The sequence below is a fragment of the Ensifer adhaerens genome, from assembly GCF_020035535.1.
Taxonomy (GTDB): domain Bacteria; phylum Pseudomonadota; class Alphaproteobacteria; order Rhizobiales; family Rhizobiaceae; genus Ensifer.
Window position 1 is genome coordinate 1,148,205 of sequence record NZ_CP083349.1, and the last position, 23,591, is coordinate 1,171,795.

General features: G+C 60.4%; 36 protein-coding genes. 29 read left to right on the forward strand and 7 right to left on the reverse strand.

Features of this window, described 5'->3' with window-relative positions:
- Positions 1 to 48 precede the first annotated feature (48 nt).
- The 26 genes from rplC (at position 49) to rplQ (ending at position 14,348) form a co-directional block, all read left to right on the forward strand.
- On the forward strand, positions 49 to 735 hold the full coding sequence (rplC, locus tag LAC81_RS05550; RefSeq protein ID WP_057255569.1) for a 50S ribosomal protein L3: 687 nt from the start codon (positions 49 to 51) through the stop codon (positions 733 to 735).
- Positions 736 to 747: 12 nt separating this feature from the next.
- Complete coding sequence (gene rplD / locus LAC81_RS05555; protein WP_034795521.1) at positions 748 to 1,368, forward strand: 50S ribosomal protein L4; 621 nt, start codon at positions 748 to 750, stop codon at positions 1,366 to 1,368.
- Entirely contained in the window at positions 1,365 to 1,658 is a 294-nt protein-coding gene (locus tag LAC81_RS05560; protein ID WP_057255571.1) for a 50S ribosomal protein L23, read from the forward strand. Before rplD ends, LAC81_RS05560 begins: the two co-directional genes overlap by 4 nt.
- Positions 1,659 to 1,701: 43 nt before the next feature.
- A complete protein-coding gene (rplB, locus tag LAC81_RS05565) occupies positions 1,702 to 2,538 on the forward strand; it encodes a 50S ribosomal protein L2 (protein ID WP_113541393.1) in 837 nt (278 codons plus the stop codon).
- 15 nt (positions 2,539 to 2,553) lie between these two features.
- Complete coding sequence (gene rpsS / locus LAC81_RS05570; protein ID WP_018239488.1) at positions 2,554 to 2,832, forward strand: 30S ribosomal protein S19; 279 nt, start codon at positions 2,554 to 2,556, stop codon at positions 2,830 to 2,832.
- Positions 2,833 to 2,834: 2 nt separating this feature from the next.
- Positions 2,835 to 3,224, forward strand: a complete 390-nt coding sequence (rplV, locus tag LAC81_RS05575; protein WP_057255573.1) for a 50S ribosomal protein L22 — start codon at positions 2,835 to 2,837, stop codon at positions 3,222 to 3,224.
- On the forward strand, positions 3,224 to 3,958 hold the full coding sequence (gene rpsC / locus LAC81_RS05580) for a 30S ribosomal protein S3 (RefSeq protein WP_113541392.1): 735 nt from the start codon (positions 3,224 to 3,226) through the stop codon (positions 3,956 to 3,958). Before rplV ends, rpsC begins: the two co-directional genes overlap by 1 nt.
- 38 nt (positions 3,959 to 3,996) lie before the next feature.
- Complete coding sequence (gene rplP, locus LAC81_RS05585) at positions 3,997 to 4,410, forward strand: 50S ribosomal protein L16 (protein ID WP_011975175.1); 414 nt, start codon at positions 3,997 to 3,999, stop codon at positions 4,408 to 4,410.
- Between the two features lie 11 nt (positions 4,411 to 4,421).
- Positions 4,422 to 4,622 (forward strand): 50S ribosomal protein L29, encoded by a 201-nt coding sequence (rpmC, locus tag LAC81_RS05590; RefSeq protein ID WP_034795543.1) that lies wholly within the window; start codon positions 4,422 to 4,424, stop codon positions 4,620 to 4,622.
- 12 nt (positions 4,623 to 4,634) lie between these two features.
- Positions 4,635 to 4,871: a 30S ribosomal protein S17 gene (rpsQ, locus tag LAC81_RS05595; protein WP_034795546.1), complete on the forward strand. Its 237-nt coding sequence runs from the start codon at positions 4,635 to 4,637 to the stop codon at positions 4,869 to 4,871.
- A gap of 178 nt (positions 4,872 to 5,049) precedes the next feature.
- Positions 5,050 to 5,418, forward strand: a complete 369-nt coding sequence (rplN, locus tag LAC81_RS05600; RefSeq protein WP_034795548.1) for a 50S ribosomal protein L14 — start codon at positions 5,050 to 5,052, stop codon at positions 5,416 to 5,418.
- 14 nt (positions 5,419 to 5,432) lie between these two features.
- A complete protein-coding gene (gene rplX / locus LAC81_RS05605) occupies positions 5,433 to 5,744 on the forward strand; it encodes a 50S ribosomal protein L24 (RefSeq protein ID WP_025426674.1) in 312 nt (103 codons plus the stop codon).
- On the forward strand, positions 5,737 to 6,294 hold the full coding sequence (gene rplE, locus LAC81_RS05610) for a 50S ribosomal protein L5 (RefSeq protein ID WP_043623396.1): 558 nt from the start codon (positions 5,737 to 5,739) through the stop codon (positions 6,292 to 6,294). Before rplX ends, rplE begins: the two co-directional genes overlap by 8 nt.
- 33 nt (positions 6,295 to 6,327) lie before the next feature.
- Complete coding sequence (gene rpsN / locus LAC81_RS05615; RefSeq protein WP_104667131.1) at positions 6,328 to 6,633, forward strand: 30S ribosomal protein S14; 306 nt, start codon at positions 6,328 to 6,330, stop codon at positions 6,631 to 6,633.
- Positions 6,634 to 6,645: 12 nt separating this feature from the next.
- A complete protein-coding gene (rpsH, locus tag LAC81_RS05620; protein WP_025426677.1) occupies positions 6,646 to 7,044 on the forward strand; it encodes a 30S ribosomal protein S8 in 399 nt (132 codons plus the stop codon).
- Between the two features lie 45 nt (positions 7,045 to 7,089).
- Complete coding sequence (gene rplF / locus LAC81_RS05625) at positions 7,090 to 7,623, forward strand: 50S ribosomal protein L6 (protein WP_113541390.1); 534 nt, start codon at positions 7,090 to 7,092, stop codon at positions 7,621 to 7,623.
- Positions 7,624 to 7,635: 12 nt separating this feature from the next.
- On the forward strand, positions 7,636 to 7,998 hold the full coding sequence (rplR, locus tag LAC81_RS05630) for a 50S ribosomal protein L18 (protein WP_025426679.1): 363 nt from the start codon (positions 7,636 to 7,638) through the stop codon (positions 7,996 to 7,998).
- A gap of 128 nt (positions 7,999 to 8,126) precedes the next feature.
- Positions 8,127 to 8,696, forward strand: coding sequence for a 30S ribosomal protein S5 (gene rpsE / locus LAC81_RS05635; protein ID WP_113541389.1), 570 nt, complete (start codon positions 8,127 to 8,129; stop codon positions 8,694 to 8,696).
- A gap of 12 nt (positions 8,697 to 8,708) precedes the next feature.
- Complete coding sequence (gene rpmD, locus LAC81_RS05640) at positions 8,709 to 8,912, forward strand: 50S ribosomal protein L30 (RefSeq protein WP_043623384.1); 204 nt, start codon at positions 8,709 to 8,711, stop codon at positions 8,910 to 8,912.
- 13 nt (positions 8,913 to 8,925) lie between these two features.
- Positions 8,926 to 9,396 carry a 50S ribosomal protein L15 gene (rplO, locus tag LAC81_RS05645; RefSeq protein WP_113541388.1) on the forward strand — a complete coding sequence of 157 codons (471 nt, stop codon included), beginning with the start codon at positions 8,926 to 8,928 and terminating at the stop codon, positions 9,394 to 9,396.
- Between the two features lie 235 nt (positions 9,397 to 9,631).
- Positions 9,632 to 10,972: a preprotein translocase subunit SecY gene (gene secY / locus LAC81_RS05650; protein ID WP_223727029.1), complete on the forward strand. Its 1,341-nt coding sequence runs from the start codon at positions 9,632 to 9,634 to the stop codon at positions 10,970 to 10,972.
- Positions 10,969 to 11,547: an adenylate kinase gene (locus tag LAC81_RS05655; protein ID WP_223727030.1), complete on the forward strand. Its 579-nt coding sequence runs from the start codon at positions 10,969 to 10,971 to the stop codon at positions 11,545 to 11,547. Before secY ends, LAC81_RS05655 begins: the two co-directional genes overlap by 4 nt.
- 232 nt (positions 11,548 to 11,779) lie before the next feature.
- On the forward strand, positions 11,780 to 12,148 hold the full coding sequence (rpsM, locus tag LAC81_RS05660; protein WP_034795586.1) for a 30S ribosomal protein S13: 369 nt from the start codon (positions 11,780 to 11,782) through the stop codon (positions 12,146 to 12,148).
- Positions 12,149 to 12,374: 226 nt separating this feature from the next.
- The gene (gene rpsK / locus LAC81_RS05665; RefSeq protein WP_003536496.1) at positions 12,375 to 12,764 is read left to right on the forward strand and encodes a 30S ribosomal protein S11; all 390 of its coding nucleotides are present in this window, start codon (positions 12,375 to 12,377) and stop codon (positions 12,762 to 12,764) included.
- A 103-nt stretch (positions 12,765 to 12,867) separates the two neighbouring features.
- Positions 12,868 to 13,878: a DNA-directed RNA polymerase subunit alpha gene (locus tag LAC81_RS05670; RefSeq protein WP_025426686.1), complete on the forward strand. Its 1,011-nt coding sequence runs from the start codon at positions 12,868 to 12,870 to the stop codon at positions 13,876 to 13,878.
- 44 nt (positions 13,879 to 13,922) lie between these two features.
- Complete coding sequence (gene rplQ, locus LAC81_RS05675; protein ID WP_057255585.1) at positions 13,923 to 14,348, forward strand: 50S ribosomal protein L17; 426 nt, start codon at positions 13,923 to 13,925, stop codon at positions 14,346 to 14,348.
- Between the two features lie 156 nt (positions 14,349 to 14,504).
- Here rplQ and msrQ read toward each other — a convergent pair whose 3' ends face one another.
- Positions 14,505 to 15,158, reverse strand: coding sequence for a protein-methionine-sulfoxide reductase heme-binding subunit MsrQ (gene msrQ, locus LAC81_RS05680; RefSeq protein ID WP_223727031.1), 654 nt, complete (start codon positions 15,156 to 15,158; stop codon positions 14,505 to 14,507).
- A gap of 2 nt (positions 15,159 to 15,160) precedes the next feature.
- Complete coding sequence (gene msrP, locus LAC81_RS05685) at positions 15,161 to 16,102, reverse strand: protein-methionine-sulfoxide reductase catalytic subunit MsrP (protein WP_223727032.1); 942 nt, start codon at positions 16,100 to 16,102, stop codon at positions 15,161 to 15,163.
- A gap of 198 nt (positions 16,103 to 16,300) precedes the next feature.
- Here msrP and LAC81_RS05690 point away from each other — a divergent pair, with 198 nt between their 5' ends.
- From LAC81_RS05690 to sugE, 3 genes are all read left to right on the forward strand, one after another.
- On the forward strand, positions 16,301 to 17,698 hold the full coding sequence (locus tag LAC81_RS05690) for a DegQ family serine endoprotease (RefSeq protein WP_223727033.1): 1,398 nt from the start codon (positions 16,301 to 16,303) through the stop codon (positions 17,696 to 17,698).
- Positions 17,695 to 19,008, forward strand: a complete 1,314-nt coding sequence (locus LAC81_RS05695) for a replication-associated recombination protein A (protein WP_223727034.1) — start codon at positions 17,695 to 17,697, stop codon at positions 19,006 to 19,008. Before LAC81_RS05690 ends, LAC81_RS05695 begins: the two co-directional genes overlap by 4 nt.
- A 249-nt stretch (positions 19,009 to 19,257) precedes the next feature.
- Positions 19,258 to 19,572: a quaternary ammonium compound efflux SMR transporter SugE gene (gene sugE / locus LAC81_RS05700; RefSeq protein ID WP_113541380.1), complete on the forward strand. Its 315-nt coding sequence runs from the start codon at positions 19,258 to 19,260 to the stop codon at positions 19,570 to 19,572.
- A gap of 123 nt (positions 19,573 to 19,695) precedes the next feature.
- Here sugE and LAC81_RS05705 read toward each other — a convergent pair whose 3' ends face one another.
- The 5 genes from LAC81_RS05705 to fghA form a co-directional block, all read right to left on the reverse strand.
- Positions 19,696 to 20,481: an ATP12 family chaperone protein gene (locus tag LAC81_RS05705; RefSeq protein WP_223727035.1), complete on the reverse strand. Its 786-nt coding sequence runs from the start codon at positions 20,479 to 20,481 to the stop codon at positions 19,696 to 19,698.
- Positions 20,474 to 21,139 carry an HAD-IA family hydrolase gene (locus LAC81_RS05710; RefSeq protein ID WP_223727036.1) on the reverse strand — a complete coding sequence of 222 codons (666 nt, stop codon included), beginning with the start codon at positions 21,137 to 21,139 and terminating at the stop codon, positions 20,474 to 20,476. Before LAC81_RS05710 ends, LAC81_RS05705 begins: the two co-directional genes overlap by 8 nt.
- Positions 21,139 to 22,131, reverse strand: coding sequence for an RluA family pseudouridine synthase (locus LAC81_RS05715; protein WP_223727037.1), 993 nt, complete (start codon positions 22,129 to 22,131; stop codon positions 21,139 to 21,141). Before LAC81_RS05715 ends, LAC81_RS05710 begins: the two co-directional genes overlap by 1 nt.
- 213 nt (positions 22,132 to 22,344) lie before the next feature.
- Positions 22,345 to 22,722 carry a fluoride efflux transporter CrcB gene (crcB, locus tag LAC81_RS05720; RefSeq protein ID WP_223727038.1) on the reverse strand — a complete coding sequence of 126 codons (378 nt, stop codon included), beginning with the start codon at positions 22,720 to 22,722 and terminating at the stop codon, positions 22,345 to 22,347.
- A gap of 23 nt (positions 22,723 to 22,745) precedes the next feature.
- Positions 22,746 to 23,579 (reverse strand): S-formylglutathione hydrolase, encoded by an 834-nt coding sequence (gene fghA, locus LAC81_RS05725; RefSeq protein ID WP_223727039.1) that lies wholly within the window; start codon positions 23,577 to 23,579, stop codon positions 22,746 to 22,748.
- Between the last annotated feature and the right edge of the window lie 12 nt (positions 23,580 to 23,591).

Genomic DNA, 23,591 nt, shown 5'->3' on the forward strand with positions numbered 1-23,591 from the left:
GATGTGAGGGGGCTCGCTCCGTCACTAACTCTCAAGAGGAATGAACCAATGCGTTCAGGTGTGATTGCACAGAAAGTGGGAATGACCCGCGTCTATAACGACGCTGGTGAGCATATCCCGGTTACAGTTTTGAAGCTGGAGAACTGCCAGGTGGTAGCCCAGCGTACGGAAGAAAAGAACGGCTACGTGGCTGTCCAGCTCGGTGCTGGCCGCTCCAAGGTCAAGAACACGCCGAAGGCGATGCGCGGCCACTTTGCTGCTGCCAACGTCGAGCCGAAGGCGAAGCTCGTCGAGTTCCGCGTTTCCGCGGACAACCTGATCGACATCGGTGCAGAACTGACGGCCAACCATTTTGTTGCCGGCCAGCTCGTTGACGTCACCGGTACCACGATCGGTAAGGGTTTTGCTGGTGCCATCAAGCGCCACAACTTCGGCGGTCTGCGTGCAACGCACGGCGTTTCCGTATCGCACCGTTCGCATGGTTCTACCGGTTCCAACCAGGATCCGGGCCGCGTTTGGAAGGGCAAGCGCATGGCTGGTCACATGGGTCAGACCCGCGTCACCACCCAGAACCTCGAAGTCGTATCGACCGATGAAGACCGCGGTCTGATCCTGGTCAAGGGCGCAGTCCCCGGCTCCAAGGGTGCCTGGATCGTCGTTCGTGACGCCATCAAGTCGGGCACCCCGGAAGGCGCTCCGCGCCCGGCCGCTGTGCGCGCCGAAGCATCGAAGTAAGGGAGCCGAGTAATGGATCTCAACGTCAAAACCCTCGAGGGCAAGGACGCAGGAAAGGTTTCCCTTTCTGACGCCATTTTCGGCCTCGAACCCCGTGAAGACATCATTGCCCGCGTCGTTCGCTGGCAGCTCGCCAAGAAGCAGCAGGGCACGCATAAGGCCAAGGGCCGCGCGGAAGTTTCGCGCACCGGCGCCAAGATGTACAAGCAGAAGGGTACGGGCCGCGCCCGCCACCACTCCGCTCGCGCTCCGCAGTTCCGTGGCGGTGGTAAGGCTCATGGCCCGGTTGTCCGCAGCCACGCACACGACCTTCCGAAGAAGGTTCGTGCTCTCGGCTTGCGCCATGCGCTCTCGGCCAAGCTGAAGGCTGAAGAGATCATCGTCATCGACGATCTCGTCGCCAAGGAAGCCAAGACCAAGGCACTCGCCGGCGTGTTCGCCTCGCTCGGCCTCACCAACGCTCTGATCATCGGCGGCGCCGAGATCGAGAACAACTTCAAGCTCGCAGCCCAGAACATCCCGAACGTGGACGTTCTGCCGGTTCAGGGCATCAACGTTTACGACATTCTGCGCCGTGGCAAGCTCGTGCTTTCCAAGGCTGCCGTGGAAGCTCTGGAGGAGCGGTTCAAATGACGGATCTTCGCCACTACGACGTGATCGTGTCTCCCTCGATCACTGAAAAGTCGACGCTGGTTTCCGAACAGAACCAGGTCGTCTTCAACGTCGCCAAGGACGCTTCGAAGCCTGAGATCAAGGCTGCTGTCGAAGCTCTGTTCGGCGTCAAGGTTACGGCTGTGAACACGCTGGTCCGCAAGGGCAAGACGAAGCGTTTCCGCGGCTTTGCCGGAAAGCAGAAGGACGTGAAGAAGGCGATCATTACGCTCGCCGACGGTCAGTCCATCGACGTCTCCACCGGTCTCTAACGGATAGGCCCATTAGGGTAAAAACCCAAAAGGGAACAAGAAAATGGCATTGAAAAATTTCAATCCGACGACCCCGAGCCAGCGTCAGCTGGTCATCGTAGACCGGTCCGGCCTCTACAAGGGCAAGCCGGTCAAGGCGCTGACCGAAGGCCTGTCCTCCAAGGGCGGTCGCAACAACCTCGGTCGCATCACCGTTCGCTTCCAGGGTGGCGGTCACAAGCGTACGTATCGTCTGGTCGACTTCAAGCGTCGCAAGTTCGACGTTGAAGGCACGGTCGAGCGTCTGGAATACGACCCGAACCGCACCGCGTTCATCGCGCTCGTCAACTACGCCGACGGCGAAAAGGCCTACATCCTCGCTCCGCAGCGCCTCGCTGCTGGCGACAAGGTCATCGCTTCGGAAAAGGCCGTTGACGTAAAGCCCGGCAACACGATGCCGCTGCAGTACATCCCGGTCGGCTCCATCATCCACAACGTGGAAATGAAGCCGGGCAAGGGCGGCCAGATGGCTCGCTCTGCTGGTACCTATGCGCAGCTCGTCGGTCGTGACCAGGGCATGGCGATCCTTCGTCTGAACTCGGGCGAACAGCGCCTTGTGCACGGTTCCTGCCTCGCATCGATCGGCGCCGTATCGAACCCCGATCACGGCAACATCAATGACGGTAAGGCTGGTCGTTCGCGTTGGCGCGGTAAGCGTCCGCACGTTCGCGGCGTCGTCATGAACCCGGTTGACCACCCGCACGGCGGTGGTGAAGGCCGTACCTCGGGTGGTCGTCACCCGGTTACCCCGTGGGGCAAGCCCACGAAGGGCAAGCGTACGCGCTCGAACAAGTCGACCGACAAGTTCATCATGCGCTCGCGGCACCAGAAGAAGAAGTAAGAGAGGAAGTCTCGAATGACTCGTTCAGTATGGAAAGGTCCGTTCGTTGACGGTTATCTTCTCAAGAAGGCTGAGAAGGTCCGCGAAGGCGGTCGCAACGAAGTGATCAAGATTTGGAGCCGCCGCTCCACGATCCTTCCGCAGTTTGTCGGCCTCACCTTCGGCGTCTACAACGGCAGCAAGCACGTTCCGGTCAGCGTCAATGAAGACATGGTCGGTCACAAGTTTGGCGAATTCTCTCCGACCCGGACCTACTACGGTCATGGCGCGGACAAGAAGGCAAAGAGGAAGTAACAATGGGCAAGGCAAAAGCCGAACGCCGGCTGAAGGATAATGAGGCGCAGGCAATTGCGCGCACGATCCGCGTCAGCCCCCAGAAGCTCAACCTGGTTGCCGCGATGATCCGCGGCAAGAAGGTCGATCGCGCTCTGGCCGAACTGGAGTTCTCCCGCAAGCGCATCGCAGAAACGGTCAAGAAGACCCTTGAATCTGCGATTGCAAACGCCGAGAACAACCACGATCTCGACGTCGATTCGCTCGTCGTTGCAGAAGCTTACGTTGGCAAGTCGATTGTCATGAAGCGCTTCCACGCTCGTGGTCGCGGCCGTGCATCGCGTGTCGAAAAGCCATTCTCGCACCTGACGATCGTCGTCCGTGAAGTGGAAGCCAAAGGGGAGGCCGCATAATGGGTCAGAAGATTAATCCGATCGGCTTCCGTCTCGGTATCAACCGGACCTGGGATAGCCGCTGGTTCGCGGACAACGCCGAATACGGCCAGCTTCTTCATGAAGACCTGAAGATCCGCGCTTACCTGATGGAAGAACTGAAGGCTGCCGGTATCGCCAAGGTGGTCATCGAGCGTCCGCACAAGAAGTGCCGCGTCACGATCCACTCGGCTCGCCCGGGTCTCATCATCGGCAAGAAGGGCGCTGACATCGAAAAGCTTCGCAAGAAGCTTTCCGAGATGACCAACTCCGAAACGCACCTCAACATCGTTGAAGTACGCAAGCCGGAAGTTGACGCAACGCTCGTTGCTCAGTCGATCGCCCAGCAGCTCGAGCGCCGCGTGGCTTTCCGCCGCGCGATGAAGCGCGCTGTTCAGTCGGCCATGCGTCTTGGCGCCGAAGGCATCAAGATCACCTGCGCCGGCCGCCTCGGTGGCGCCGAAATCGCTCGTACCGAATGGTACCGCGAAGGTCGCGTTCCGCTGCACACCCTGCGTGCGGACATCGACTACGGCACGGCTGAAGCGGAAACCGCTTTCGGCATCTGCGGCATCAAGGTCTGGATCTTCAAGGGCGAAATCCTCGAGCACGATCCGATGGCTTCCGAGCGTCGCGCGATCGAAAGTGACAACCAGGGCCCGGCAGGCCGTGATCGCGACCGTGGCGATCGTGACCGCCGTCGTGAAAACGCGTAACATTCGCGTTTGGCAGCCAATATCGGAGAAGTAAAAAAATGTTGCAGCCAAAGCGTACGAAGTATCGCAAGCAGTTCAAGGGCCGCATCAAGGGCGTAGCCAAGGGCGGATCTGATCTCGCTTTCGGCGAATTCGGCCTTAAGGCTCAGGAACCCAACCGCGTGAATGCGCGCGAGATCGAAGCGGCCCGCCGCGCGATCACGCGTCACATGAAGCGCGCCGGCCGCGTCTGGATCCGTGTGTTCCCCGACGTTCCGGTCACCGCCAAGCCGACGGAAGTCCGCATGGGTAAGGGTAAGGGTTCGGTCGAATACTGGGCATGCAAGGTCAAGCCCGGCCGAATGATGTTTGAGATCGATGGTGTCAGCGAAGAACTTGCCCGTGAGGCACTTCGTCTTGGCGCTGCCAAGCTCTCTGTCAAGACGCGCTTCGTGCAGCGTATCGCAGAGTAAGGAGTGAACTCATGAAAGCCGTAGATGTTCGCGCTCTGAGCGCTGATCAACTCAACGAAGAGCTTGCCAAGCTGAAGAAGGAGCAGTTCAACCTGCGCTTCCAGAAGGCAACCGGCCAGCTCGAGAAGTCTTCGCGTATTAACGAAGTCCGCAAGGACATCGCACGCGTCAAAACCATTGCCCGCCAGAAGGCGGCAGAAGCCAAGGCCTAAGGACCAGAAAATATGCCGAAACGCATTCTGCAGGGCACTGTTGTCAGCGACAAGAACGACAAGACTGTCGTCGTACGGGTCGAGCGCCGCTTTGCGCATCCGATCCTCCAGAAGACCGTCCGTCGCTCGAAGAAGTACAAGGCGCACGACGAAAACAACCAGTACAAGGTTGGTGACGTCGTTTCCATCGAGGAATGTGCGCCGATCTCGAAGGATAAGCGCTGGACGGTAGTCGCCGCCCACGCTTGATTTCAGCAGGTTTTGACACCAAGACCCTTGCGTCTTGGGAAAATACCTGTATGAAGCACGCAATTGAAGCAGGGGAACGCTCGATTCCGGGCGTTCTTTTGCTTTGAGATGAGCACTATAAGCCGGGCGAGGGGGTTTCGACCCAACCGGCCTGGTAACAACAAGAAGGCGACCTGACATGATTCAGATGCAAACAAACCTCGACGTGGCGGATAATTCCGGCGCTCGTCGTGTCATGTGCATCAAGGTGCTGGGCGGCTCCAAGCGCAAGTATGCGTCGGTCGGCGACATCATTGTCGTTTCGATCAAGGAAGCCATTCCGCGCGGCCGCGTAAAGAAGGGTGATGTCATGAAGGCTGTTGTCGTTCGCACTGCGAAGGACATCCGCCGTCCGGATGGCTCTGTCATCCGCTTTGACACCAACGCAGCCGTTCTTATCGATAACAAGAAAGAGCCGATCGGCACCCGTATCTTCGGACCGGTTCCGCGCGAACTTCGCGCCAAGAACCACATGAAGATCATCTCGCTGGCTCCAGAAGTACTCTAAGGGAGCGTTAAGAGATGCAAAAGATTCGCAAAGGCGACAAAGTCGTCGTTCTCACCGGTAAGGACAAGGGCCGTACCGGCGAAGTCGTACAGGTAATGCCGAAGGAAGACCGGGCTGTCGTGCGTGGCGTAAACATGGTGAAGCGTCACCAGCGCCAGACCCAGAGCCAGGAAGCCGGCATCATCAACAAGGAAGCCTCGATCCATCTTTCGAACATCGCGATTGCCGATCCGAAGGACGGCAAGCCGACCCGCGTCGGTTTCAAGATCGATGGCGACAAGAAGGTCCGCGTGGCCAAGCGTTCGGGAGTAGTGATCGATGGCTAAGTCCGCTTACGAGCCGCGGCTCAAGAAGGAATATGTCGAGCGTATTCGTGCGGCTATGCAGGAGAAGTTCTCCTACGCCAACGAGATGCAGATCCCGCGCCTCGACAAGATCGTCATCAACATGGGTGTTGGCGAATCGACGGGCGACTCCAAGAAGCCGACCGTTGCTGCTGCCGACCTCGCAGCGATTGCTGGTCAGAAGCCGGTAATCACCCGCGCTCGCAACTCCATCGCTGGCTTCAAGCTTCGCGAAGGCATGCCGATTGGTGCCAAGGTTACCCTGCGCGGCGTTCGGATGTTTGAGTTCCTGGATCGTCTCGTGAACATCGCTCTTCCGCGCGTTCGCGACTTCCGCGGCCTCAATCCGAAGTCCTTTGATGGTCGTGGCAACTTCGCCATGGGCGTGAAGGAGCACATTGTGTTCCCTGAGATCAACTACGACAAGGTTGATCAGATGTGGGGCATGGACATCATCGTTTGCACGACGGCTACTAACGACGACGAAGCTCGTGCTCTGCTCGCAGAGTTCAACTTCCCGTTCCGTCAGTAATCGTAACGACAAGCGTAAAGAAGGATAACAGTAATGGCGAAAACGAGCGCAGTTGAAAAGAACAAGCGCCGCCGCAAACTGGTTGCCTCGCAGGCTGCAAAGCGTGCCGCTCTGAAGGCGACCATCATGAACCAGTCTCTCCCGATCGAAGAGCGGTTCAAGGCAACCATCAAGCTGGCAGGTCTGCCGCGCGATGGATCCAAGACCCGCATCCGCAACCGTTGCGAAGTTACCGGCCGTCCGCGCGCCTTCTATCGTAAACTTCGTATGTCGCGTATTGCGCTTCGCGAACTGGGCAACCTCGGCAAGGTGCCGGGCGTCGTCAAGTCGAGCTGGTAAGGAGACGGGCACATGGCAATGACTGATCCGCTGGGCGATATGCTCACCCGTATCCGTAACGGCGCGGCACGCCGCAAGTCGAGCGTTTCCACGCCGGCTTCCAAGCTGCGCGCACGTGTTCTGGATGTCCTTCAGGCTGAAGGCTACATCCGTGGATACTCCGAAGTCGTATTCGGCAACGGCAAGGCCGAGCTGAACATCGAACTGAAGTACTACGAAGGCGCTTCCGTGATCCGTGAGATCGGGCGCGTCTCCAAGCCGGGCCGCCGAGTTTATGTCTCGGTTAAGTCCATTCCGCAGGTCGCGAACGGCCTCGGCATCACCATCCTTTCGACTCCGAAGGGCGTGATGGCCGATCATCAGGCACGCGAACAGAATGTTGGTGGCGAGATCCTTTGCTCCGTCTTCTAAGGAAGGCGTAGCAGAGTTCTCCATAGCGAACAGACAGGTATAAAAATGTCTCGTATCGGTAAGAAGCCCGTTCAGGTTCCGGCAGGCGTCACGGCAAGCGTTGATGGCCAGAAGGTAACGGCGAAGGGCCCCAAGGGCGAACTGTTCTTTGTTGCAAACGACGAAGTATCGGTAGCGCTCGAAGAAAATGCGGTTGTTGTTCAGCCGCTCAACCAGAGCAAGGATGCTCGTTCGAAGTGGGGCATGTCCCGCACGATGATCGAGAACATCTTCAAGGGTGTCAAGGACGGTTTCGAACGCAAGCTCGAAATCAACGGCGTCGGTTACCGCGCGTCGCTGCAGGGCAAGAACCTGCAGCTGGCCCTCGGTTTCAGCCACGACGTGGTCTACCAGACGCCTGAAGGCATCACGATTGCTGTTCCGAAGCCGACCGAAATCATCGTGTCCGGCATCAACAAGCAGCAGGTCGGCCAGGTTGCCGCGGAGATCCGCGAATACCGCGGCCCCGAGCCCTACAAGGGCAAGGGCGTCAAGTATGCCGAAGAGCGGATTGTCCGCAAAGAAGGCAAGAAGAAGTAAGGATCACGCGAAATGGCTAGCAGGAAAGATACTCTTGTACGTCGCGCCAACCGCGTGCGCCGTCAAATCAAGGCGGTCGCGAATGGCCGTCCGCGCCTGTCGGTTCATCGCTCGTCGAAGAACATCTACGTACAGGTTATCGATGATGTGGCCGGCAAGACGCTTGCGTCTGCCTCCACGCTCGACACCGATCTGCGTTCGTCGTTGAAGACGGGCGCTGACGCGGCAGCTGCGGCTGCCGTCGGCAAGCTCATCGCTGAGCGCGCCGTAAAGGCCGGCGTCAAGGACGTTGTCTTTGATCGTGGCGCCTTCATCTATCACGGTCGCATCAAGGCTCTCGCCGAAGCTGCACGTGAAGGTGGTCTGAACTTCTGATCGTTTGCCAGGCGAGCCTTGTGCTCGCCTGGCACCCTCATAAGTTTCCGGTCGCTTCCGCTCCGCGTGGAGGGGGCGACTTTTGTCAATCTGCCGATTGCACCCGGAAAAGAAAAAGGAAAAGGACAATGGCACAGGAAAGAAGGGGTTCTCGCGAAGATCGCCAGAACCGCGAAGAGCGCGACAGCGAATTTGTCGATAAGCTCGTAGCAATTAACCGCGTCGCCAAGGTGGTGAAGGGCGGTCGTCGTTTCGGTTTCGCAGCTCTCGTCGTCGTTGGCGACCAGAAGGGCCGCGTTGGCTTCGGTCATGGCAAGGCGCGCGAAGTGCCGGAAGCCATCCGCAAGGCAACGGAAGCCGCAAAGCGCGACCTGATCTTCGTCCCGCTGCGTGGTGGTCGTACCCTGCATCACGACGTTCACGGCCGTCACGGCGCCGGCAAGGTGCTGCTGCGTTCGGCCAAGGCCGGTACCGGTATCATCGCTGGTGGCCCGATGCGCGCCGTTTTCGAAACGCTCGGCGTTCATGACGTCGTCGCTAAGTCGACCGGTTCGTCGAACCCGTACAACATGGTTCGCGCCACGTTCGACGCCCTCAAGAACCAGATGCACCCGAAGGACATCGCAGCTCAGCGCGGCATGAAGTACGCCACGCTCCAGGCTCGTCGTGTTGCCTCCGGCGCTGCTTCCGAAGAATAAGGGAGCTGACAGATGGCTAAGAAAGAAGTCGCCGCGAAGACCGTTACCGTCGAGCAGATCGGTAGCCCCATTCGCCGTCCGGCCGTACAGCGTCAGACGCTCATCGGTCTGGGCCTCAACAAGATGCACCGGGTTCGCACGCTGGAAGACACTCCGTCTGTTCGCGGCATGATCCGGACCGTCCAGCACCTCGTTCGCGTCGTCGACGAGAAGTGAGGGGGATAAGATCATGAAACTGAATGAAATCAAGGACAACGAAGGCTCGACCCACAGCCGCAAGCGCCTCGGCCGTGGTATCGGCTCGGGCTCCGGCAAGACGGCCGGCCGCGGTGTAAAGGGTCAGAAGGCTCGTTCGGGTGTTGCCATCAACGGCTTCGAAGGCGGTCAGATGCCAATCTACCGTCGTCTGCCGAAGCGCGGCTTCAACAACATCTTCGCTTCGGAGTTTGTTGTCGTGTCGCTCGGCCGCATCCAGACGGCAATCGACGCCAAGAAGCTCGACGCTTCCAAGACCGTCGATGCAGCTGCCCTCAAGGCTGCTGGCGTTATCCGTCGCGAAAAGGACGGCGTCCGCGTTCTCTCTGACGGCGAACTGAAGGCGAAGGTTTCGATCGAAGTTGCTGGCGCTTCCAAGTCGGCGATCGAAAAGATCGAAAAGGCCGGCGGTTCGGTCAAGCTGCTCGCAGCTGCTGCTGAATAATATTATTGATGAACCGCCCGGGGTGCTTCACTCCGGGCGGTTTTGCTCCCATATGTGAGCCTCACGTCCGCAGCCGGCGAATCGCTCGCCGCGAGCGGACATAGCGGAAACCACGGTGAGGCATCCGATTGCAGACACAATCGCCTCGCGTCCGGTTTTCAATACGAAAAGTTACTCCTTCCGGAACGGACCGGGTGTTCCCGCTGATTCCGAGATTTGGTACGCGGAGAATTGCATGGCTTCTGCAGCGGAACAGCTCGCCTCGAACCTGAATTTCTCGACTTTCGCTAAGGCGGAAGATCTGAAGAAACGACTTTGGTTCACGCTTGGTGCGCTTCTGGTTTACCGTCTTGGCACCTATATCCCGCTGCCCGGCCTCAACCCGGACGCGTTTGCCCAGGCATTCCGCGGCCAGAGCGGTGGTATTCTCGGCCTCTTCAACATGTTTTCGGGCGGTGCAGTTGAGCGCATGGCGATCTTCGCGCTCGGCATCATGCCTTATATCTCTGCCTCGATCATCGTTCAGCTGATGACCTCGGTCGTTCCGGCTCTGGAACAGCTGAAGAAGGAAGGCGAGCAGGGGCGCAAGATCATCAACCAGTATACCCGTTACGGCACGGTGCTTCTCGGCACGGCGCAGGCTTATGCCATCGCTGTCGGCCTCGAGAGCGGCAACGGCCTCGTGAACGATCCGGGTTGGTTCTTCCGCATTTCGACCGTCATTTCGCTGCTCGGCGGCACCATGTTCCTGATGTGGCTCGGTGAGCAGATCACCTCGCGCGGTATCGGCAACGGTATTTCGCTGATCATCTTCGCCGGTATCGTTGCGCATCTGCCGACGGCACTGGCCGGTACACTCGAACTCGGCCGCACCGGCGCGCTCTCGACCCCGCTGATTCTCGCGATCATCATCATGGTCGTGGCCGTCATTGCCTTGATCGTCTTCGTGGAGCGGGCGCAGCGGCGGCTTTTGATCCAGTATCCGAAGCGCCAGGTCGGCAACCGCATGTTCCAGGGCGACACCTCGCACCTGCCGCTGAAGCTCAACACCTCGGGCGTCATCCCGGCGATCTTCGCCTCGTCGCTGCTGCTCTTGCCGGCGACGCTTGCGGGCTTTGCCAACACGGCGACGCTGCCGGGTTGGGCGACCACGATCGTTGGCGCGCTTGGCCACGGCAAGCCGCTCTACATGGTCCTCTACGGTGCGATGATTGCGTTCTTCGCCTTCTTCTACACGGCGATCGTCTTCAATCCGAAAGACACGGCCGACAATCTGAAGAAACATGGCGGCTTCATTCCTGGCATTCGCCCGGGCGAGCGCACTGCGGAATACATCGATTATGTCTTGACGCGCATCACCGTCATCGGTGCGGTCTACCTGATCTTCGTCTGCATTCTGCCGGAAGTTCTGATTTCTCAGACCGGCGTGCCGTTCTACCTTGGTGGTACGTCGCTTTTGATTGTTGTCAGCGTGACCCTTGATACGGTAGCACAGATCCAGGGCCATCTCATCGCACAGCAGTATGAGGGGCTGATCAAGAAGTCGAAGCTGCGCGGAGGAAAGAGGGGACGATGAGACTGATTTTTTTGGGGCCGCCAGGCGCTGGCAAGGGGACACAGGCCAAGCTTCTGACGGAGAGATACGGCATTCCGCAGCTTTCCACAGGCGATATGCTGCGGGCCGCCGTTGCCCAGGCGACTGAGGTCGGCAAGCGTGCGAAGGCAGTCATGGACGCCGGTCAGCTGGTTTCCGATGAGATCGTCAACGAAATCGTGTCGGATCGCATCGATCAGCCGGACTGCGCGAAGGGGTTCATCCTGGATGGCTACCCGCGCACCGTTCCGCAGGCGATTGCACTCGGCAGGATGCTGGAAGGCAAGGGTCTGAAGCTCGATGCAGTCATCGAGTTGAAGGTCGACGAGGCAGCCCTTGTAAAGCGTATGGAGAATCGCGTAGCGGAGACCATCGCTGCGGGAGGTGCCGTTCGTTCGGACGACAATCCGGAAGCCTTCAAACGACGCTTGACGGAGTATCGCGAGAAGACAGCACCGCTCTCCGAACACTATGCCGGCACCGGCCAGCTGAGAACGGTCGATGGCATGGCGGAAGTGACTACCGTCACCGCAGAGATCGAGAAGATTCTGGCTTAGACACTGGTCTTTGCCGAAAAGGAACCGTCGGGGAGTTGACTTTCCCGGCCGATTCCGCCAAAGACAGCGCCAACTCGCGACATGAGAGCGATCGGCGCGGTCTTCAAAGAAAATGAAGTCCGAGTGCGGTCGTTTTTGACGTGTCTCGAACCTCAATCAACGTGCGGCTCTTCGAGGTCGCGTAACGAAGCACCTATTGCCGGATGGCAACTGGAACGCAAGGAGAATAGACGTGGCACGTATCGCTGGCGTCAACATCCCGACGGCAAAGCGCGTAGTTATCGCGCTGACCTACATTCACGGGATCGGCCCGAAATTCGCACAGGAAATCATCGAGAAGGTCGGTATTCCGGCAGATCGTCGCGTGCATCAGCTGACGGACGCTGAAGTCCTGCAGATCCGCGAAACGATCGACCGCGACTATCAGGTCGAAGGCGACCTGCGTCGCGAGACCTCGATGAACATCAAGCGTCTGATGGACCTCGGCTGCTACCGTGGCCTGCGCCACCGTCGTGGCCTGCCGGTTCGCGGTCAGCGCACCCACACCAACGCCCGCACCCGCAAGGGTCCGGCGAAGGCGATTGCCGGTAAGAAGAAGTAATTTCCCGAAAAGGGAGATTGGGAGGCTGGCGTCAAGCGCCGGCCTCCTTTTGCAGTTTGGAAAGGCGCTTGCCTGACCTTTGTCCGGTCGATCGGCCGGATGTTAAGTCCGTCGAGTGGGTATCCCGCTCAACGGGAAATGAAGATGCAGGGCAGGGGACGACAAATCCTTTTCCCGGTGGAGCCGCTGGAATTACGGCGGTGCAGAGATCTAAGAAAGGGATCCTATGGCCAAGGAAGCCACCCGCGTTCGCCGCCGCGAACGCAAGAACATCACGTCTGGCGTTGCTCACGTCAATTCGTCGTTCAACAACACCATGATCACCATCACCGACGCACAGGGCAACGCGATTGCCTGGTCGTCTGCCGGTGCAAAGGGTTTCAAGGGTTCGCGTAAGTCGACCCCGTTTGCCGCTCAGATCGCCGCTGAAGACTGTGCCAAGAAGGCTCAGGAACACGGCATGAAGTCGCTGGAAGTCGAAGTTTGCGGTCCGGGCTCCGGTCGTGAATCCGCTCTTCGCGCGCTGCAGGCTGCGGGCTTCATGATCACCTCGATCCGCGATGTGACCCCGATCCCGCACAACGGCTGCCGTCCGCGCAAGAAGCGCCGCGTCTGATCATATGCATTCAACATGCCGGTGAGAGTGCATCCGCGCTCTCCCGGTCTTCGGGGCTCGGTTGTCACGATTGGATGGTGGCAACGAACGGAAGGCAGAAAACATGATCCAGAAGAATTGGCAGGAACTGATCAAGCCGAACAAGGTGGAGTTCATCTCCTCCGGCCGCACCAAGGCAACGTTGGTTGCGGAGCCGCTTGAGCGCGGCTTTGGTCTGACTCTCGGCAACGCGCTTCGCCGCGTGCTTCTGTCGTCGCTGCGCGGTGCTGCTGTCACCGCAGTGCAGATCGACGGCGTTCTGCACGAGTTCTCCTCTATCCCGGGCGTCCGGGAAGATGTGACGGACATCGTGCTCAACATCAAGGAAATCGCCATCAAGATGGATGGCGACGACGCAAAACGCATGGTCGTGCGCAAGCAGGGTCCGGGCGTTGTTACCGCCGGTGACATCCAGACGGTTGGCGATATCGAAATCCTCAACCCGAACCATGTGATCTGCACCCTCGACGAGGGCGCGGAAATCCGCATGGAGTTCACCGTCAACAACGGCAAGGGCTACGTGCCGGCTGATCGCAACCGTTCGGAAGATGCTCCGATCGGCCTGATCCCAGTCGACAGCCTGTACTCGCCGGTCAAGAAAGTGTCCTACAAGGTGGAAAACACCCGCGAAGGCCAGGTTCTTGATTATGACAAGCTGACGATGTCCATCGAGACGGACGGTTCCGTCACCGGTGAAGATGCGATCGCATTTGCGGCCCGCATCCTTCAGGACCAACTGTCGGTCTTCGTCAATTTCGACGAGCCGCAGAAGGAAGCAGAGGAAGAGGCAGTCACCGAACTCGCCTTCAACCCGGCGCTTCTCAAGAAGGTCGACGAACTGGAACTTTCGGTCCGTTCGGCCAACTGCCTGAAGAACGACAACATTGTCTACATCGGCGACCTCATTCAGAAGACCGAAGCAGAAATGCTCCGCACACCGAATTTTGGTCGCAAGTCGCTGAACGAAATCAAGGAAGTTCTCGCTTCCATGGGCCTGCACCTCGGCATGGAAGTGCCGTCCTGGCCGCCTGAGAACATCGAAGATCTCGCCAAGCGTTACGAAGACCAATACTAACCATTAGACTGCGGGCGAATGCCTGCAAGTGAAGGAGAATAGCCATGCGCCACGGTAAAGCCGGCCGCAAGCTGAATAGAACCGCCAGCCACCGCAAGGCGATGTTTGCCAACATGGCAGCTTCGCTGATCGAACACGAGCAGATCGTTACGACCCTGCCGAAGGCCAAGGAAATCCGCCCGATCGTCGAGAAGCTCGTCACGCTCGGCAAGCGCGGTGACCTGCACGCTCGCCGTCAGGCGATCTCGCAGATCCGCGACGCCGCCGTCGTTTCGAAGCTGTTCGACACGATCGCATCGCGCTACGCCACCCGCAACGGCGGCTATCTGCGCATCATGAAGGCTGGCTTCCGCCACGGCGACAACGCCGCGCTCGCAGTCATCGAATTCGTTGACCGCGACGTCTCGGCAAAGGGCGCGAAGGATCTCGCCCGCGTTGCCGCTGAAGCTGAAGCTGCCGAAGCAGCCTAAGCCGATCGAAGGCAGAAAATTGGAAGCGGCCGGGTGGTGATCACCCGGCCGCTTTTCTATGTGCCTATTGCTTGGGCGTACATTTGAAGGCGCGTTCGTTCCGACGCGGTTTCGTTGAACGCGAGGGTGATCCGCTCAGGTAGGGCGAAGAACGCCTCAGGCTCTTCCGGGGGCAGTCCTGACCGGTGCGTTGGCCGCGTGTCGTTTCCGGCGCAGATAGGGTTTGCGCACCAGACGCCACACGAGCAGAACGGTGACCAGACCGAGGTAGAGCATCTGTTCGGGACCGACGACCTTCACCGACATCGAGAAGTGCAGCGCACCCGCTGCGGCGATCAGATAGGCGAGCCGGTGCAGCGTGTTCCATCGTGTGCCTAGTTTGCGGATCGACCAGTTGTTGGACGTCACCGCCAGCGGGATCAGCATGACGAACGCGGCCATGCCGATGGTGATGAAGGGACGCCGGGCGATGTCGGCGAGGATGGCCGGCACGTTCAGCACCTGATCGAGCAGCATATAGGCCAGGAAATGCATCAGCACGTAATAGAAGGCGAGCAGCCCCAGTGCCCGACGGTAGCGCAGCCAGTTGATGCCGAAGAGATCACGGATCGGCGTGATCGCCAAAGTCGCAACGAGATAACGAAGCGCCCAGAGGCCGAGTAGATGTTCGAACTCCTTGACCGGGTTTCCAGGCAGTTGCCCGGTGGCGCCAAGATAGAAGGCGTAGCCGGCAGGCACCAGGCCGAAACCGTAGAGTGCCCAGACCGAGGCCGAATGATAGCGTTTCGGAAGCGAGGGCAGGCGGGCCATGATCAATAGTTCGCTTTCAGGTCCATGCCGGCGTAGAGGCTTGCGACCTCATCGGCATAGCCGTTGAAGGGCAGGGTGTCGCGACGATTGGAGCCGAAGAAGCCACCGCCGCCGATGCGGTTCTCCGTCGCCTGGCTCCAGCGCGGGTGATCGACGGCCGGGTTGACGTTGGCATAGAAGCCATACTCGTTGGGGGCCGACAGGTTCCAGGTAGAGGGCGGCTGCGTTTCGGTGAGCGAAATCCGCACGATCGACTTGATACCCTTGAAGCCGTATTTCCAGGGCGTGACGAGCCGTATGGGAGCGCCGTTCTGGTTCGGAAGCGTCTTGCCGTAGACGCCGACGGACAGGAGAGTGAGCGGATGACGCGCCTCGTCGAGGCGCAAGCCCTCACGATAGGGCCATGGCAGGGGCTGGAAGAATCCGGATTGACCCGACATTTCCGAAGGACGGACGACAGTTTCGAACGATACGTACTTAGCGCTGCCAAGCGGCTCGACCTTGTCGAGCAGGGTTGAGAGCTGGAAGCCCGTCCAGGGGATCACCATCGACCACGCCTCGACGCAGCGCATGCGGTAGACGCGCTCTTCGATCGGGAACTTCAGCAATTCCTCGAGCCCGAACTCCATCGGTTTACCGACGAGACCATCGACTTTCACCGTCCAGGGGGCCGGCTTGAAGCCGCTCGAATTGGCGGCCGGATCACCCTTGCCTGTCCCGAATTCGTAGAAATTGTTGTAGCCGGTGACATCGGCTTCGGGCGTCAGGTCTTCGTTGACTTCGTACTTGCCCTTGGGCGCGTTGAGCGCCGCCGCTATGCCTGTGCCGCTTCCAGCAAGAAGGATGCCGCCGGCTGCAGCGCCCAGGAATGCGCGGCGATTGATGAAGATGTTCTCCGGGGTGATTTCCGAAGAAATGATTCGCGGCGGGCGGTAGCTTGGCATGGTCTTATCCGTGAGTGTTTATGAGCCTTGACTTGTACGAACTCAGCAGACTTTCGATCACCGTGAAAGGGGTACGGAACCACGTTTTCGTGCGTAGCGCGTGAAGCCGGCAATATTGCGTATCCTGCGCCAACGTTTGCCTTTTTTCCCGCGAAATCCTATCTGAACGTAGCCGAGACGAATAGGAGAATGCTTCACATGATCGTTGGCCAAAGAGCGCTTGTTGCGCTCGTCATTGCTGTCTCTCTCGCCTGTCCGGCGCTGGCGCAGGAGCCCAAGACGGTTCCGCAGTCACGCACAGAAATGCAGCTTTCCTTCGCGCCGCTGGTCAAGCAGACAGCGAATGCGGTCGTCAACGTCTACGCCGAACGGGTGGTCGAGCGCCGCTCGATCTTTTCCGGCGATCCCTTCTTCGAGGAGTTCTTTGGCCAGCGTATGCCGAACCGCTCCGAGAAGCAGTCCTCGCTCGGTTCCGGCGTAATCGTCGGCAAGAACGGCATCGTCGTTACCAACAACCACGTCATCGAGGGCGCCGACGATATCAAGGTGGCGCTGGCCGACGGCCGCGAGTTTCCCTGCAAGATCGTGCTCAAGGATGACCGGCTCGACCTGGCCGTCCTGAAGATCCAGTCGGAAGGTCCCTTCGAGATCGTCCCGCTCGGCGATTCCGATGCGGTCGAAGTCGGTGACCTTGTTCTCGCGATCGGCAATCCCTTCGGCGTCGGCCAGACGGTGACGAGCGGCATCGTGTCGGCGCTGGCGCGCAACCAGGTCTCTTCGGGAGATTTCGGCTTCTTCATCCAGACGGATGCGGCGATCAATCCGGGCAATTCCGGCGGCGGTCTTATCGACATGAACGGCGAGTTGATCGGGATCAACACCGCGATTTTCTCCAAGGGCGGCGGTTCGAACGGCGTCGGCTTTGCCATTCCAGCCAATCTGGTGAAGGTCTTCGTCGCTTCTGCAGAAGGCGGCAACGGCACCTTCGTCCGTCCTTTCATCGGCGCCAGCTTCGAACCGGTGACCTCGGAAGTGGCTGAAGCACTTGGCCTCAGCCGCGCCCGCGGCGCACTGGTGACTGCTGTCGTGGCGGGTGGCCCGGCCGAGCAGGCAGGCATCAAGCCGGGGCAGGTGATCACTGCCGTCAACGGCATCGATGTCGAACACCCGGATGCGCTCGGCTACCGCCTGACGACGGTCGGCATCGGTCACGAGGCGCGCGTCACAGTGTCAGAAAACGGCAAGCCGCGGGAGGTGACGCTGAAGCTCGAGCGCGCGCCGGAGACGTCGCCACGTGACGAGCGGCTGATCGAAGGGCGCAATCCCTTTGCCGGCGCGGTCGTCGCCAATCTGTCGCCACGCCTTGCTGACGAGCTGCGCATGTCGACGTCCCTCCAGGGGGTCGTCGTCATGCAGGTCAACCGCGGCTCGCCGGCGGCCCGCATTGGTCTGGAACCGAAGGACATTGTGCGTTCGGTCAACGGCACCGCAATCGACACGTCGAAGACGCTGGAGCACGTGATGGCCGACGATGCCTCTTTCTGGCGCGTCGAAATCGAGCGGAACGGCCAACTCATCCGTCAGTTCTTCCGATGAGCGATCTGTTCACACCCCACGAGCCACCGGAAATGGCGTCGGCCAGGCCGCTTGCCGATCGGCTTCGTCCGCGTACGCTTGCCGAAGTCACCGGCCAGGAGCATCTGACCGGTGATGACGGCGTGCTGTCGCGGATGATCGCGTCGGGTTCGCTCGGGTCGATGATCTTCTGGGGACCGCCTGGCACCGGCAAGACGACGGTCGCGCGGCTGCTTTCGGGGGAGGCGGGGCTCGCCTTCGAACAGATCTCGGCCATCTTCTCCGGTGTCGCCGATCTCAAGAAAGTGTTCGAATCGGCGCGCGCTCGGCGCATGTCCGGTCGGCAGACACTGCTCTTCGTCGACGAGATCCACCGCTTCAATCGCGCTCAACAGGATAGCTTCCTGCCTGTCATGGAGGATGGCACCGTCATCCTCGTCGGCGCGACGACGGAGAACCCGTCCTTCGAGCTCAACGCCGCTCTATTGTCCCGCGCCCGCGTGCTGACGTTCAAGCCGCACGGCGAAGACAGCATTCAGGAGCTTCTTTTGCGGGCAGAGCAGGCGGAGGGCAAGACGCTTCCGCTTGATGCCGATGCCCGTGCCAGCCTCATCCGTATGGCCGATGGCGATGGCCGGGCGGCGCTGACGCTGGCTGAGGAAGTCTGGCGTGCGGCACGGCGCGATGAGATCTTCGACGCGGCAGCCCTTCAAAACATCGTCCAGCGCCGGGCGCCGGTTTACGACAAGGGCCAGGATGGTCACTACAATCTGATATCCGCGCTGCACAAGTCGGTGCGCGGTTCCGATCCGGATGCGGCACTCTACTATCTCTGCCGCATGTTCGATGCCGGGGAAGACCCGCTTTATCTTGGGCGACGGCTTGTGCGCATGGCGGTGGAAGATATCGGCCTTGCCGACCCCCAGGCCCTGGTGATCTGCAATGCCGCCAAGGACGCCTATGATTACCTGGGCTCGCCGGAGGGGGAGCTGGCGCTCGCCGAGGCCTGCGTCTATCTGGCGACGGCGCCGAAATCGAATGGCGTCTACACAGCCTACAAGGCGGCGATGCGCGCTGCCAAGGAGAACGGGTCGCTACTGCCGCCGAAGCACATTCTCAATGCACCGACCAAGCTGATGAAGGGCGAAGGCTACGGCGACGGCTATCGCTACGATCACGACGAACCGGACGCTTTCTCCGGCCAGGATTACTTTCCCGAGAAGATGGGTCGCCAAACCTACTACGACCCGCCGGAGCGTGGTTTCGAGCGTGAGATCCGCAAGCGGCTGGAATGGTGGGCGAAGCTCCGCCGGGAGCGCAATGCTCCCTAGAATGCCCAGGGATTGCAAGACCGCGTTCGTTCATGTGCGGCTCGGAGCAAACCCTATCGCTGCGGCGGTTTCAAGCGCTGCGCGAAGTGGCTCAGCTTTGCCGCCAGTGCAAGGCTGATCTGACCGCGGCTGCCTTGCTGTCGGCGCTGGAGTGTGAGATAGAACCCGCATTGCAGACGGCTGCACGGTTCGCGATGACGATACCGAACATCCGCGGGGACGGCCTCGCTCCAATTCTAGGAGTTTGACATGGCCTGGTTCCTTCTTCTGCTTGCCGGTATCCTCGAAATCGGTTGGGCAATCGGTCTCAAATACACCGACGGCTTCACGCGGCTCACGCCGACCATTCTGACCGTCGGTTCGATGATCCTCAGCATCACGCTGCTCGGCCTCGCGGTCCGCACCCTGCCGCTCGGCACGGCTTACGCGGTCTGGACCGGTATTGGTACCGTCGGCACGGTCATCCTCGGCATCTTCCTGTTTGCGGAGCCCGCGACCTTCATGCGCCTCGGCTGCATCGCACTCATTGTCAGCGGCATTGCCGGGTTGAAGCTCGCGGCCTAACGCTGCGGAGTGCATTGACGTAGCGTCAGGCTCTCAAGCCGCACCATCGCCACAAAATGAAGCGGGCTGCGCGTCATGAAAGACGCGCAGCCCGCAATCGTATTCAGCGATATCACGTGAATTTCAGCGAAGGGCGTCCAGGACCGCGGCGGTTGCCTGCATTTCCTGCCAGCGGTTTTCGCGCCGGCGGAAGGCTTCCTCGTCGGTTCCCCAGTGCTCGATCTGCCAGTCTTCGTCCACATGCGCGGCCGTCCAGGCCTCCTCAGCCGAAAGCCGGCCGGAGGCGAAGGCAAGTGCCAAAAGGGCCGAACCAGTCAGGCTCGTCACTGTGTGGATGCAGGTGAGGCCGAGCGGCGTGGCGAAAGCGCGCAGTCCCTCGGCATAGGCGGAAAGCGCCTCTTCCGGCTGTTCCTGGTGGATTACGCCTTCGGCGAGGATGAAGCGGGCGCCGAGCGTCTGCTGCGCCCAGTCGAGCACCGGATTCCAGATCTCGTTCTGGCGCGCGACCAGCCCTTCCGGGCTGTCGGCGCGATAGCAGAGCATGTCGGTTCCGGCAAAGCGCAGGATGTCGTCAAAGACGGAGCGCTGGTCTTTTGCGACACCGTCGAGCGCTGTGTTGACGAGGCGGGTGATCGGCATGCGGGCGGGGTCGATGACCTCGGTCTGCGCCTCCCATTCGGCGGCGAGCATGTCGGCGAGCTTGCGCGTCGGCACGGCAAGCGGCTGCTTGGCTGGCGTGCGTACAGTGCGGCCGTCGAGCAGCACGCTGTGCGTGTCGCCTTCGGCCACGGCGATGCTGACCTCCTTGTAGAAGCGCTTCGGCAGCGGTTTCAGCATTTGGATCTGCGCGCGGCGGACTGGATCCTCGTGGCTCATCGTACCGCTGAGTTCGTCACGAATATCAGGCATGATTGTGTTCCATCCATTCAATGATGTCGGCCGGCGTCCGGGCGACGAAGTCCGCACCCGCCTCGATGAGGTCAGGAACGGATGCATATCCCCAGGCGACGCCGATGGCGGCGGCACCTGCAGCCTTGGCCATTTGCATGTCGTAGATAGCGTCGCCGATGACGACCGTATCCTTTGCGTCGATGCCGGCTTCCGAGCAGCATTCCGTCACCATCGCCGGATGTGGCTTGGAGGGGCAGTCGTCGGCTGTGCGGGAGACGAAGAAGATCCGGTCGAAGCCGTGTGTCTCGGAGATATGGGTCAGGCCACGCCGCGATTTGCCCGTGACGGCGCCGATCAGCAACGCCTCGCGCGACGAGAGCGTCTGCATCATGTCGGCGATGCCCGGAAACAAGAGCTCCTGGAAGCCCGCTTCGCCGCGCACGCCCGCAAAGATCGATTTGTAGTGGGCTGTCATGGCCAGCGCCAGGTCGTCCACGTGCTCGCGGCCGAGCAGGCGGGCGATGGCGATGTCGAGCGTCAGGCCGATGATGCCCTTGGTCGCCGAGAGGGGCGGGCGTTCGAGATCGAACGCCTCGAAAGTGCGCGCCATCACTTCATGGATCAGACCACCGCTGTCGATCAGCGTGCCGTCACAATCAAAAAGCGCCAGTTTCATCAGTCGTCCTCGCCGGGTTCGTTCTCTTCGAAGCCCAGCAAATTCCAGCTCTGGACCATGTGTGGCGGCAGCGGCGCGGTCACGCGCAAGCGGCCACCATCCGGGTGCGGAATATCGATATGGCGTGCGTGCAAGTGCAGACGGTTCTGCATGCCGCCGGGCAGGCTCCAGTTGATATCGGCATCGAAATACTTGGGGTCGCCGAGGATCGGGTGCCCGATGTGCAAGGCATGGACGCGAAGCTGATGGGTGCGGCCGGTATAGGGCTCCATTTCCAGCCAGGCGAGGTTGTGTGCAGCCTGTTCGCGAATGCGGTAGTAGGATATGGCGTGGTCGGCACCATCTTCGCCATGTTTGGCGATGCGCATGCGGTCGCCGTCCGGCGTCTGTTCCTTGACCAGCCAGGTCGAGATGCGGTCTTCGCGCTTGCGCGGCACGCCCTTTACCAGCGCCCAGTAGGTCTTCTTGGTATCACGCTCGCGGAAGGCGGCAGTCAGTTTCTGTGCGGCGCCGCGCGTGCGGGCGATGACAAGTACGCCGGAGGTGTCGCGGTCGAGGCGGTGCACCAGGCGAGGTTTTTCGCCACGCTGGTTGGTCCATGCCTCGAGCATCTGATCGATGTGACGGTTGACGCCGGAGCCGCCCTGGACTGCAAGCCCGGCCGGCTTGTTCAGCACGATTACCTTGGCGTCCTCGTGCAGCACCATTCGCGACAGGAGTTCGCTGTCCGGCGAATGCCTGAGGTCGCGGCCGGCGATCGGGCCGGTCTTTGCCTCCTTGGAATCAACGCCGAGCGGCGGGATGCGGATCGTCTGGCCGGGTTGGATACGGGTGTCGGATTTGGCGCGTGCGCCGTCGACACGAATCTGACCGGAGCGCAGGAGCTTCTGCAACGGACCGAAGCCCAACCCTGGGAAATGCACCTTGAACCAGCGATCGAGGCGCATGCCTGCTTCGTCACCGTCCACTTGTCTGTGTTCTATGCCTGCCATTTGAGCGAACCTGCTTTCTGTTTCCGCAGCGTCGCGCGTCGGTCCGAAGCTCCTGCGTTGGGATGGACGCAAGAATAACGCTTCAGGCGCGCAAAGGCTGCCGCAATCCTTTGGCCGCTGCATTACCATGCCCTCGAAACGATGATGAATGGGGGCCAATGCAGCAATGCGCCGCGTTTCCCCATGGATACGCAGCGCCTGTGGGAGCAGCCTTTAGACTATTGCGCGCACCAGAGCCAGCCCGCTGAAGACCGCGAGGATCGAAAGCGCCACGCTGGCGATCACGTAGACGATCGAAAGCACGACATCGCCTCGCTCGGCGAGCGTGATTGCATCCAATGAGAAGGCGGAGAAGGTCGTGTAGCCACCGAGAACACCGGTGATGAGGAATACGCGCATTTCCGGCGACGCGCCAAACTTGCGCATGATCATTTCCGCGAGCAGGCCGATCAGGAACGAGCCTGTGACATTGACCCCGAGGGTGCCCCACGGGAAGCTGGGCCCGAAGCGGTGAATGGCCCAGAGACCGGCGAGGTAGCGCAGGATCGAGCCGATCGCGCCGCCGGCGCCGACGAGAAGAAGGTGGGTCATCAGTCGCTCCGGGTCAATTCGGCTCAGGCCAGCCGATCGGCGTGCCACTTCAGGTGATCGTCCATGAAGGTCGAGATGAAATAATAGGAGTGATCGTAGCGCTCGTGCATGCGCAACGTCAGATCGATGCCCGTGCCCTTCACGGCTTCTTCGAACAGCCAGGGTCGCAATCCGTTTTCAAGGAAGCCGTCGGCCTTGCCCTGGTCGATCAGGAATTCAGGGAAACGCGCACCGTCCTTGATCAGGGCGCAGGCATCGTATTGTCGCCAGGCGGCGCGATCGGTTCCGAGGTACTTTTCGAACGCGCCGACCGACCAATCGGCCGTCGATGGCTCGACGATGGGAGCGAAGGCCGAGCAGCTCTTGAACCGATCCGGGTGCTTGAGGGCGATCGTCATGGCGCCGTGACCACCCATCGAATGACCGAAGATCCCCTGGCGGCTCATGTCCATGCGGAAGTGCTGGCTGACAAAGGCCGGCAGCTCTTCGGTGATGTAGGTATACATCTGATAATGTTCAGCCCAGGGCTTTTCGGTGGCGTCGAGATAGAAGCCGGCGCCTTTGCCCATCTGCCAGTTCGTCAACTCGTCGGCAACGTCGGCGCCACGCGGGCTGGTGTCCGGGCAGACGACGATGAGGCCGAGTTCGGAGGCCATGCGTCTATACTCGCCTTTCTCCATGACGTTGGCATGCGTGCAGGTAAGGCCGGACAAGTACCAGAGCACCGGTCTCGGCTCCTTGATCGCCTGCGGCGGCACGAAAACGGCAAAGGTCATCTCGCCGTTGCAGGCCTCAGAATCGTGCGAATAGACGCCCTGCATGCCGCCGAAGGCGGTGTTTTGCGAAAGGACTTTCATGGAATGCTCCTT

Bases quoted from the DNA above. Each gene is read 5' to 3' on its own strand.
- rplX (WP_025426674.1), top strand. From the start codon at position 5,433: ATGCAAAAGATTCGCAAAGGCGACAAAGTCGTCGTTCTCACCGGTAAG.
- LAC81_RS05710 (WP_223727036.1), bottom strand. From the start codon at position 21,139: ATGAAACTGGCGCTTTTTGATTGTGACGGCACGCTGATCGACAGCGGT.
- secY (WP_223727029.1), top strand. From the start codon at position 9,632: ATGGCTTCTGCAGCGGAACAGCTCGCCTCGAACCTGAATTTCTCGACT.
- LAC81_RS05690 (WP_223727033.1), top strand. From the start codon at position 16,301: ATGATCGTTGGCCAAAGAGCGCTTGTTGCGCTCGTCATTGCTGTCTCT.
- rpmD (WP_043623384.1), top strand. From the start codon at position 8,709: ATGGCTAAGAAAGAAGTCGCCGCGAAGACCGTTACCGTCGAGCAGATC.
- rpmC (WP_034795543.1), top strand. From the start codon at position 4,422: ATGAAAGCCGTAGATGTTCGCGCTCTGAGCGCTGATCAACTCAACGAA.
- LAC81_RS05705 (WP_223727035.1), bottom strand. From the start codon at position 20,481: ATGCCTGATATTCGTGACGAACTCAGCGGTACGATGAGCCACGAGGAT.
- rplN (WP_034795548.1), top strand. From the start codon at position 5,050: ATGATTCAGATGCAAACAAACCTCGACGTGGCGGATAATTCCGGCGCT.
- rpsE (WP_113541389.1), top strand. From the start codon at position 8,127: ATGGCACAGGAAAGAAGGGGTTCTCGCGAAGATCGCCAGAACCGCGAA.
- rplV (WP_057255573.1), top strand. From the start codon at position 2,835: ATGGGCAAGGCAAAAGCCGAACGCCGGCTGAAGGATAATGAGGCGCAG.
- LAC81_RS05670 (WP_025426686.1), top strand. From the start codon at position 12,868: ATGATCCAGAAGAATTGGCAGGAACTGATCAAGCCGAACAAGGTGGAG.
- rplB (WP_113541393.1), top strand. From the start codon at position 1,702: ATGGCATTGAAAAATTTCAATCCGACGACCCCGAGCCAGCGTCAGCTG.
- LAC81_RS05715 (WP_223727037.1), bottom strand. From the start codon at position 22,131: ATGGCAGGCATAGAACACAGACAAGTGGACGGTGACGAAGCAGGCATG.
- fghA (WP_223727039.1), bottom strand. From the start codon at position 23,579: ATGAAAGTCCTTTCGCAAAACACCGCCTTCGGCGGCATGCAGGGCGTC.
- crcB (WP_223727038.1), bottom strand. From the start codon at position 22,722: ATGACCCACCTTCTTCTCGTCGGCGCCGGCGGCGCGATCGGCTCGATC.
- LAC81_RS05655 (WP_223727030.1), top strand. From the start codon at position 10,969: ATGAGACTGATTTTTTTGGGGCCGCCAGGCGCTGGCAAGGGGACACAG.
- msrQ (WP_223727031.1), bottom strand. From the start codon at position 15,158: ATGGCCCGCCTGCCCTCGCTTCCGAAACGCTATCATTCGGCCTCGGTC.
- rpsK (WP_003536496.1), top strand. From the start codon at position 12,375: ATGGCCAAGGAAGCCACCCGCGTTCGCCGCCGCGAACGCAAGAACATC.
- rpsS (WP_018239488.1), top strand. From the start codon at position 2,554: ATGACTCGTTCAGTATGGAAAGGTCCGTTCGTTGACGGTTATCTTCTC.
- rplE (WP_043623396.1), top strand. From the start codon at position 5,737: ATGGCTAAGTCCGCTTACGAGCCGCGGCTCAAGAAGGAATATGTCGAG.
- rplD (WP_034795521.1), top strand. From the start codon at position 748: ATGGATCTCAACGTCAAAACCCTCGAGGGCAAGGACGCAGGAAAGGTT.
- rplQ (WP_057255585.1), top strand. From the start codon at position 13,923: ATGCGCCACGGTAAAGCCGGCCGCAAGCTGAATAGAACCGCCAGCCAC.
- rplR (WP_025426679.1), top strand. From the start codon at position 7,636: ATGGCTAGCAGGAAAGATACTCTTGTACGTCGCGCCAACCGCGTGCGC.
- rpsH (WP_025426677.1), top strand. From the start codon at position 6,646: ATGGCAATGACTGATCCGCTGGGCGATATGCTCACCCGTATCCGTAAC.
- rplP (WP_011975175.1), top strand. From the start codon at position 3,997: ATGTTGCAGCCAAAGCGTACGAAGTATCGCAAGCAGTTCAAGGGCCGC.
- rpsC (WP_113541392.1), top strand. From the start codon at position 3,224: ATGGGTCAGAAGATTAATCCGATCGGCTTCCGTCTCGGTATCAACCGG.
- sugE (WP_113541380.1), top strand. From the start codon at position 19,258: ATGGCCTGGTTCCTTCTTCTGCTTGCCGGTATCCTCGAAATCGGTTGG.
- rpsN (WP_104667131.1), top strand. From the start codon at position 6,328: ATGGCGAAAACGAGCGCAGTTGAAAAGAACAAGCGCCGCCGCAAACTG.
- rpsQ (WP_034795546.1), top strand. From the start codon at position 4,635: ATGCCGAAACGCATTCTGCAGGGCACTGTTGTCAGCGACAAGAACGAC.
- rplC (WP_057255569.1), top strand. From the start codon at position 49: ATGCGTTCAGGTGTGATTGCACAGAAAGTGGGAATGACCCGCGTCTAT.
- rplO (WP_113541388.1), top strand. From the start codon at position 8,926: ATGAAACTGAATGAAATCAAGGACAACGAAGGCTCGACCCACAGCCGC.
- LAC81_RS05695 (WP_223727034.1), top strand. From the start codon at position 17,695: ATGAGCGATCTGTTCACACCCCACGAGCCACCGGAAATGGCGTCGGCC.
- LAC81_RS05560 (WP_057255571.1), top strand. From the start codon at position 1,365: ATGACGGATCTTCGCCACTACGACGTGATCGTGTCTCCCTCGATCACT.
- msrP (WP_223727032.1), bottom strand. From the start codon at position 16,102: ATGCCAAGCTACCGCCCGCCGCGAATCATTTCTTCGGAAATCACCCCG.
- rplF (WP_113541390.1), top strand. From the start codon at position 7,090: ATGTCTCGTATCGGTAAGAAGCCCGTTCAGGTTCCGGCAGGCGTCACG.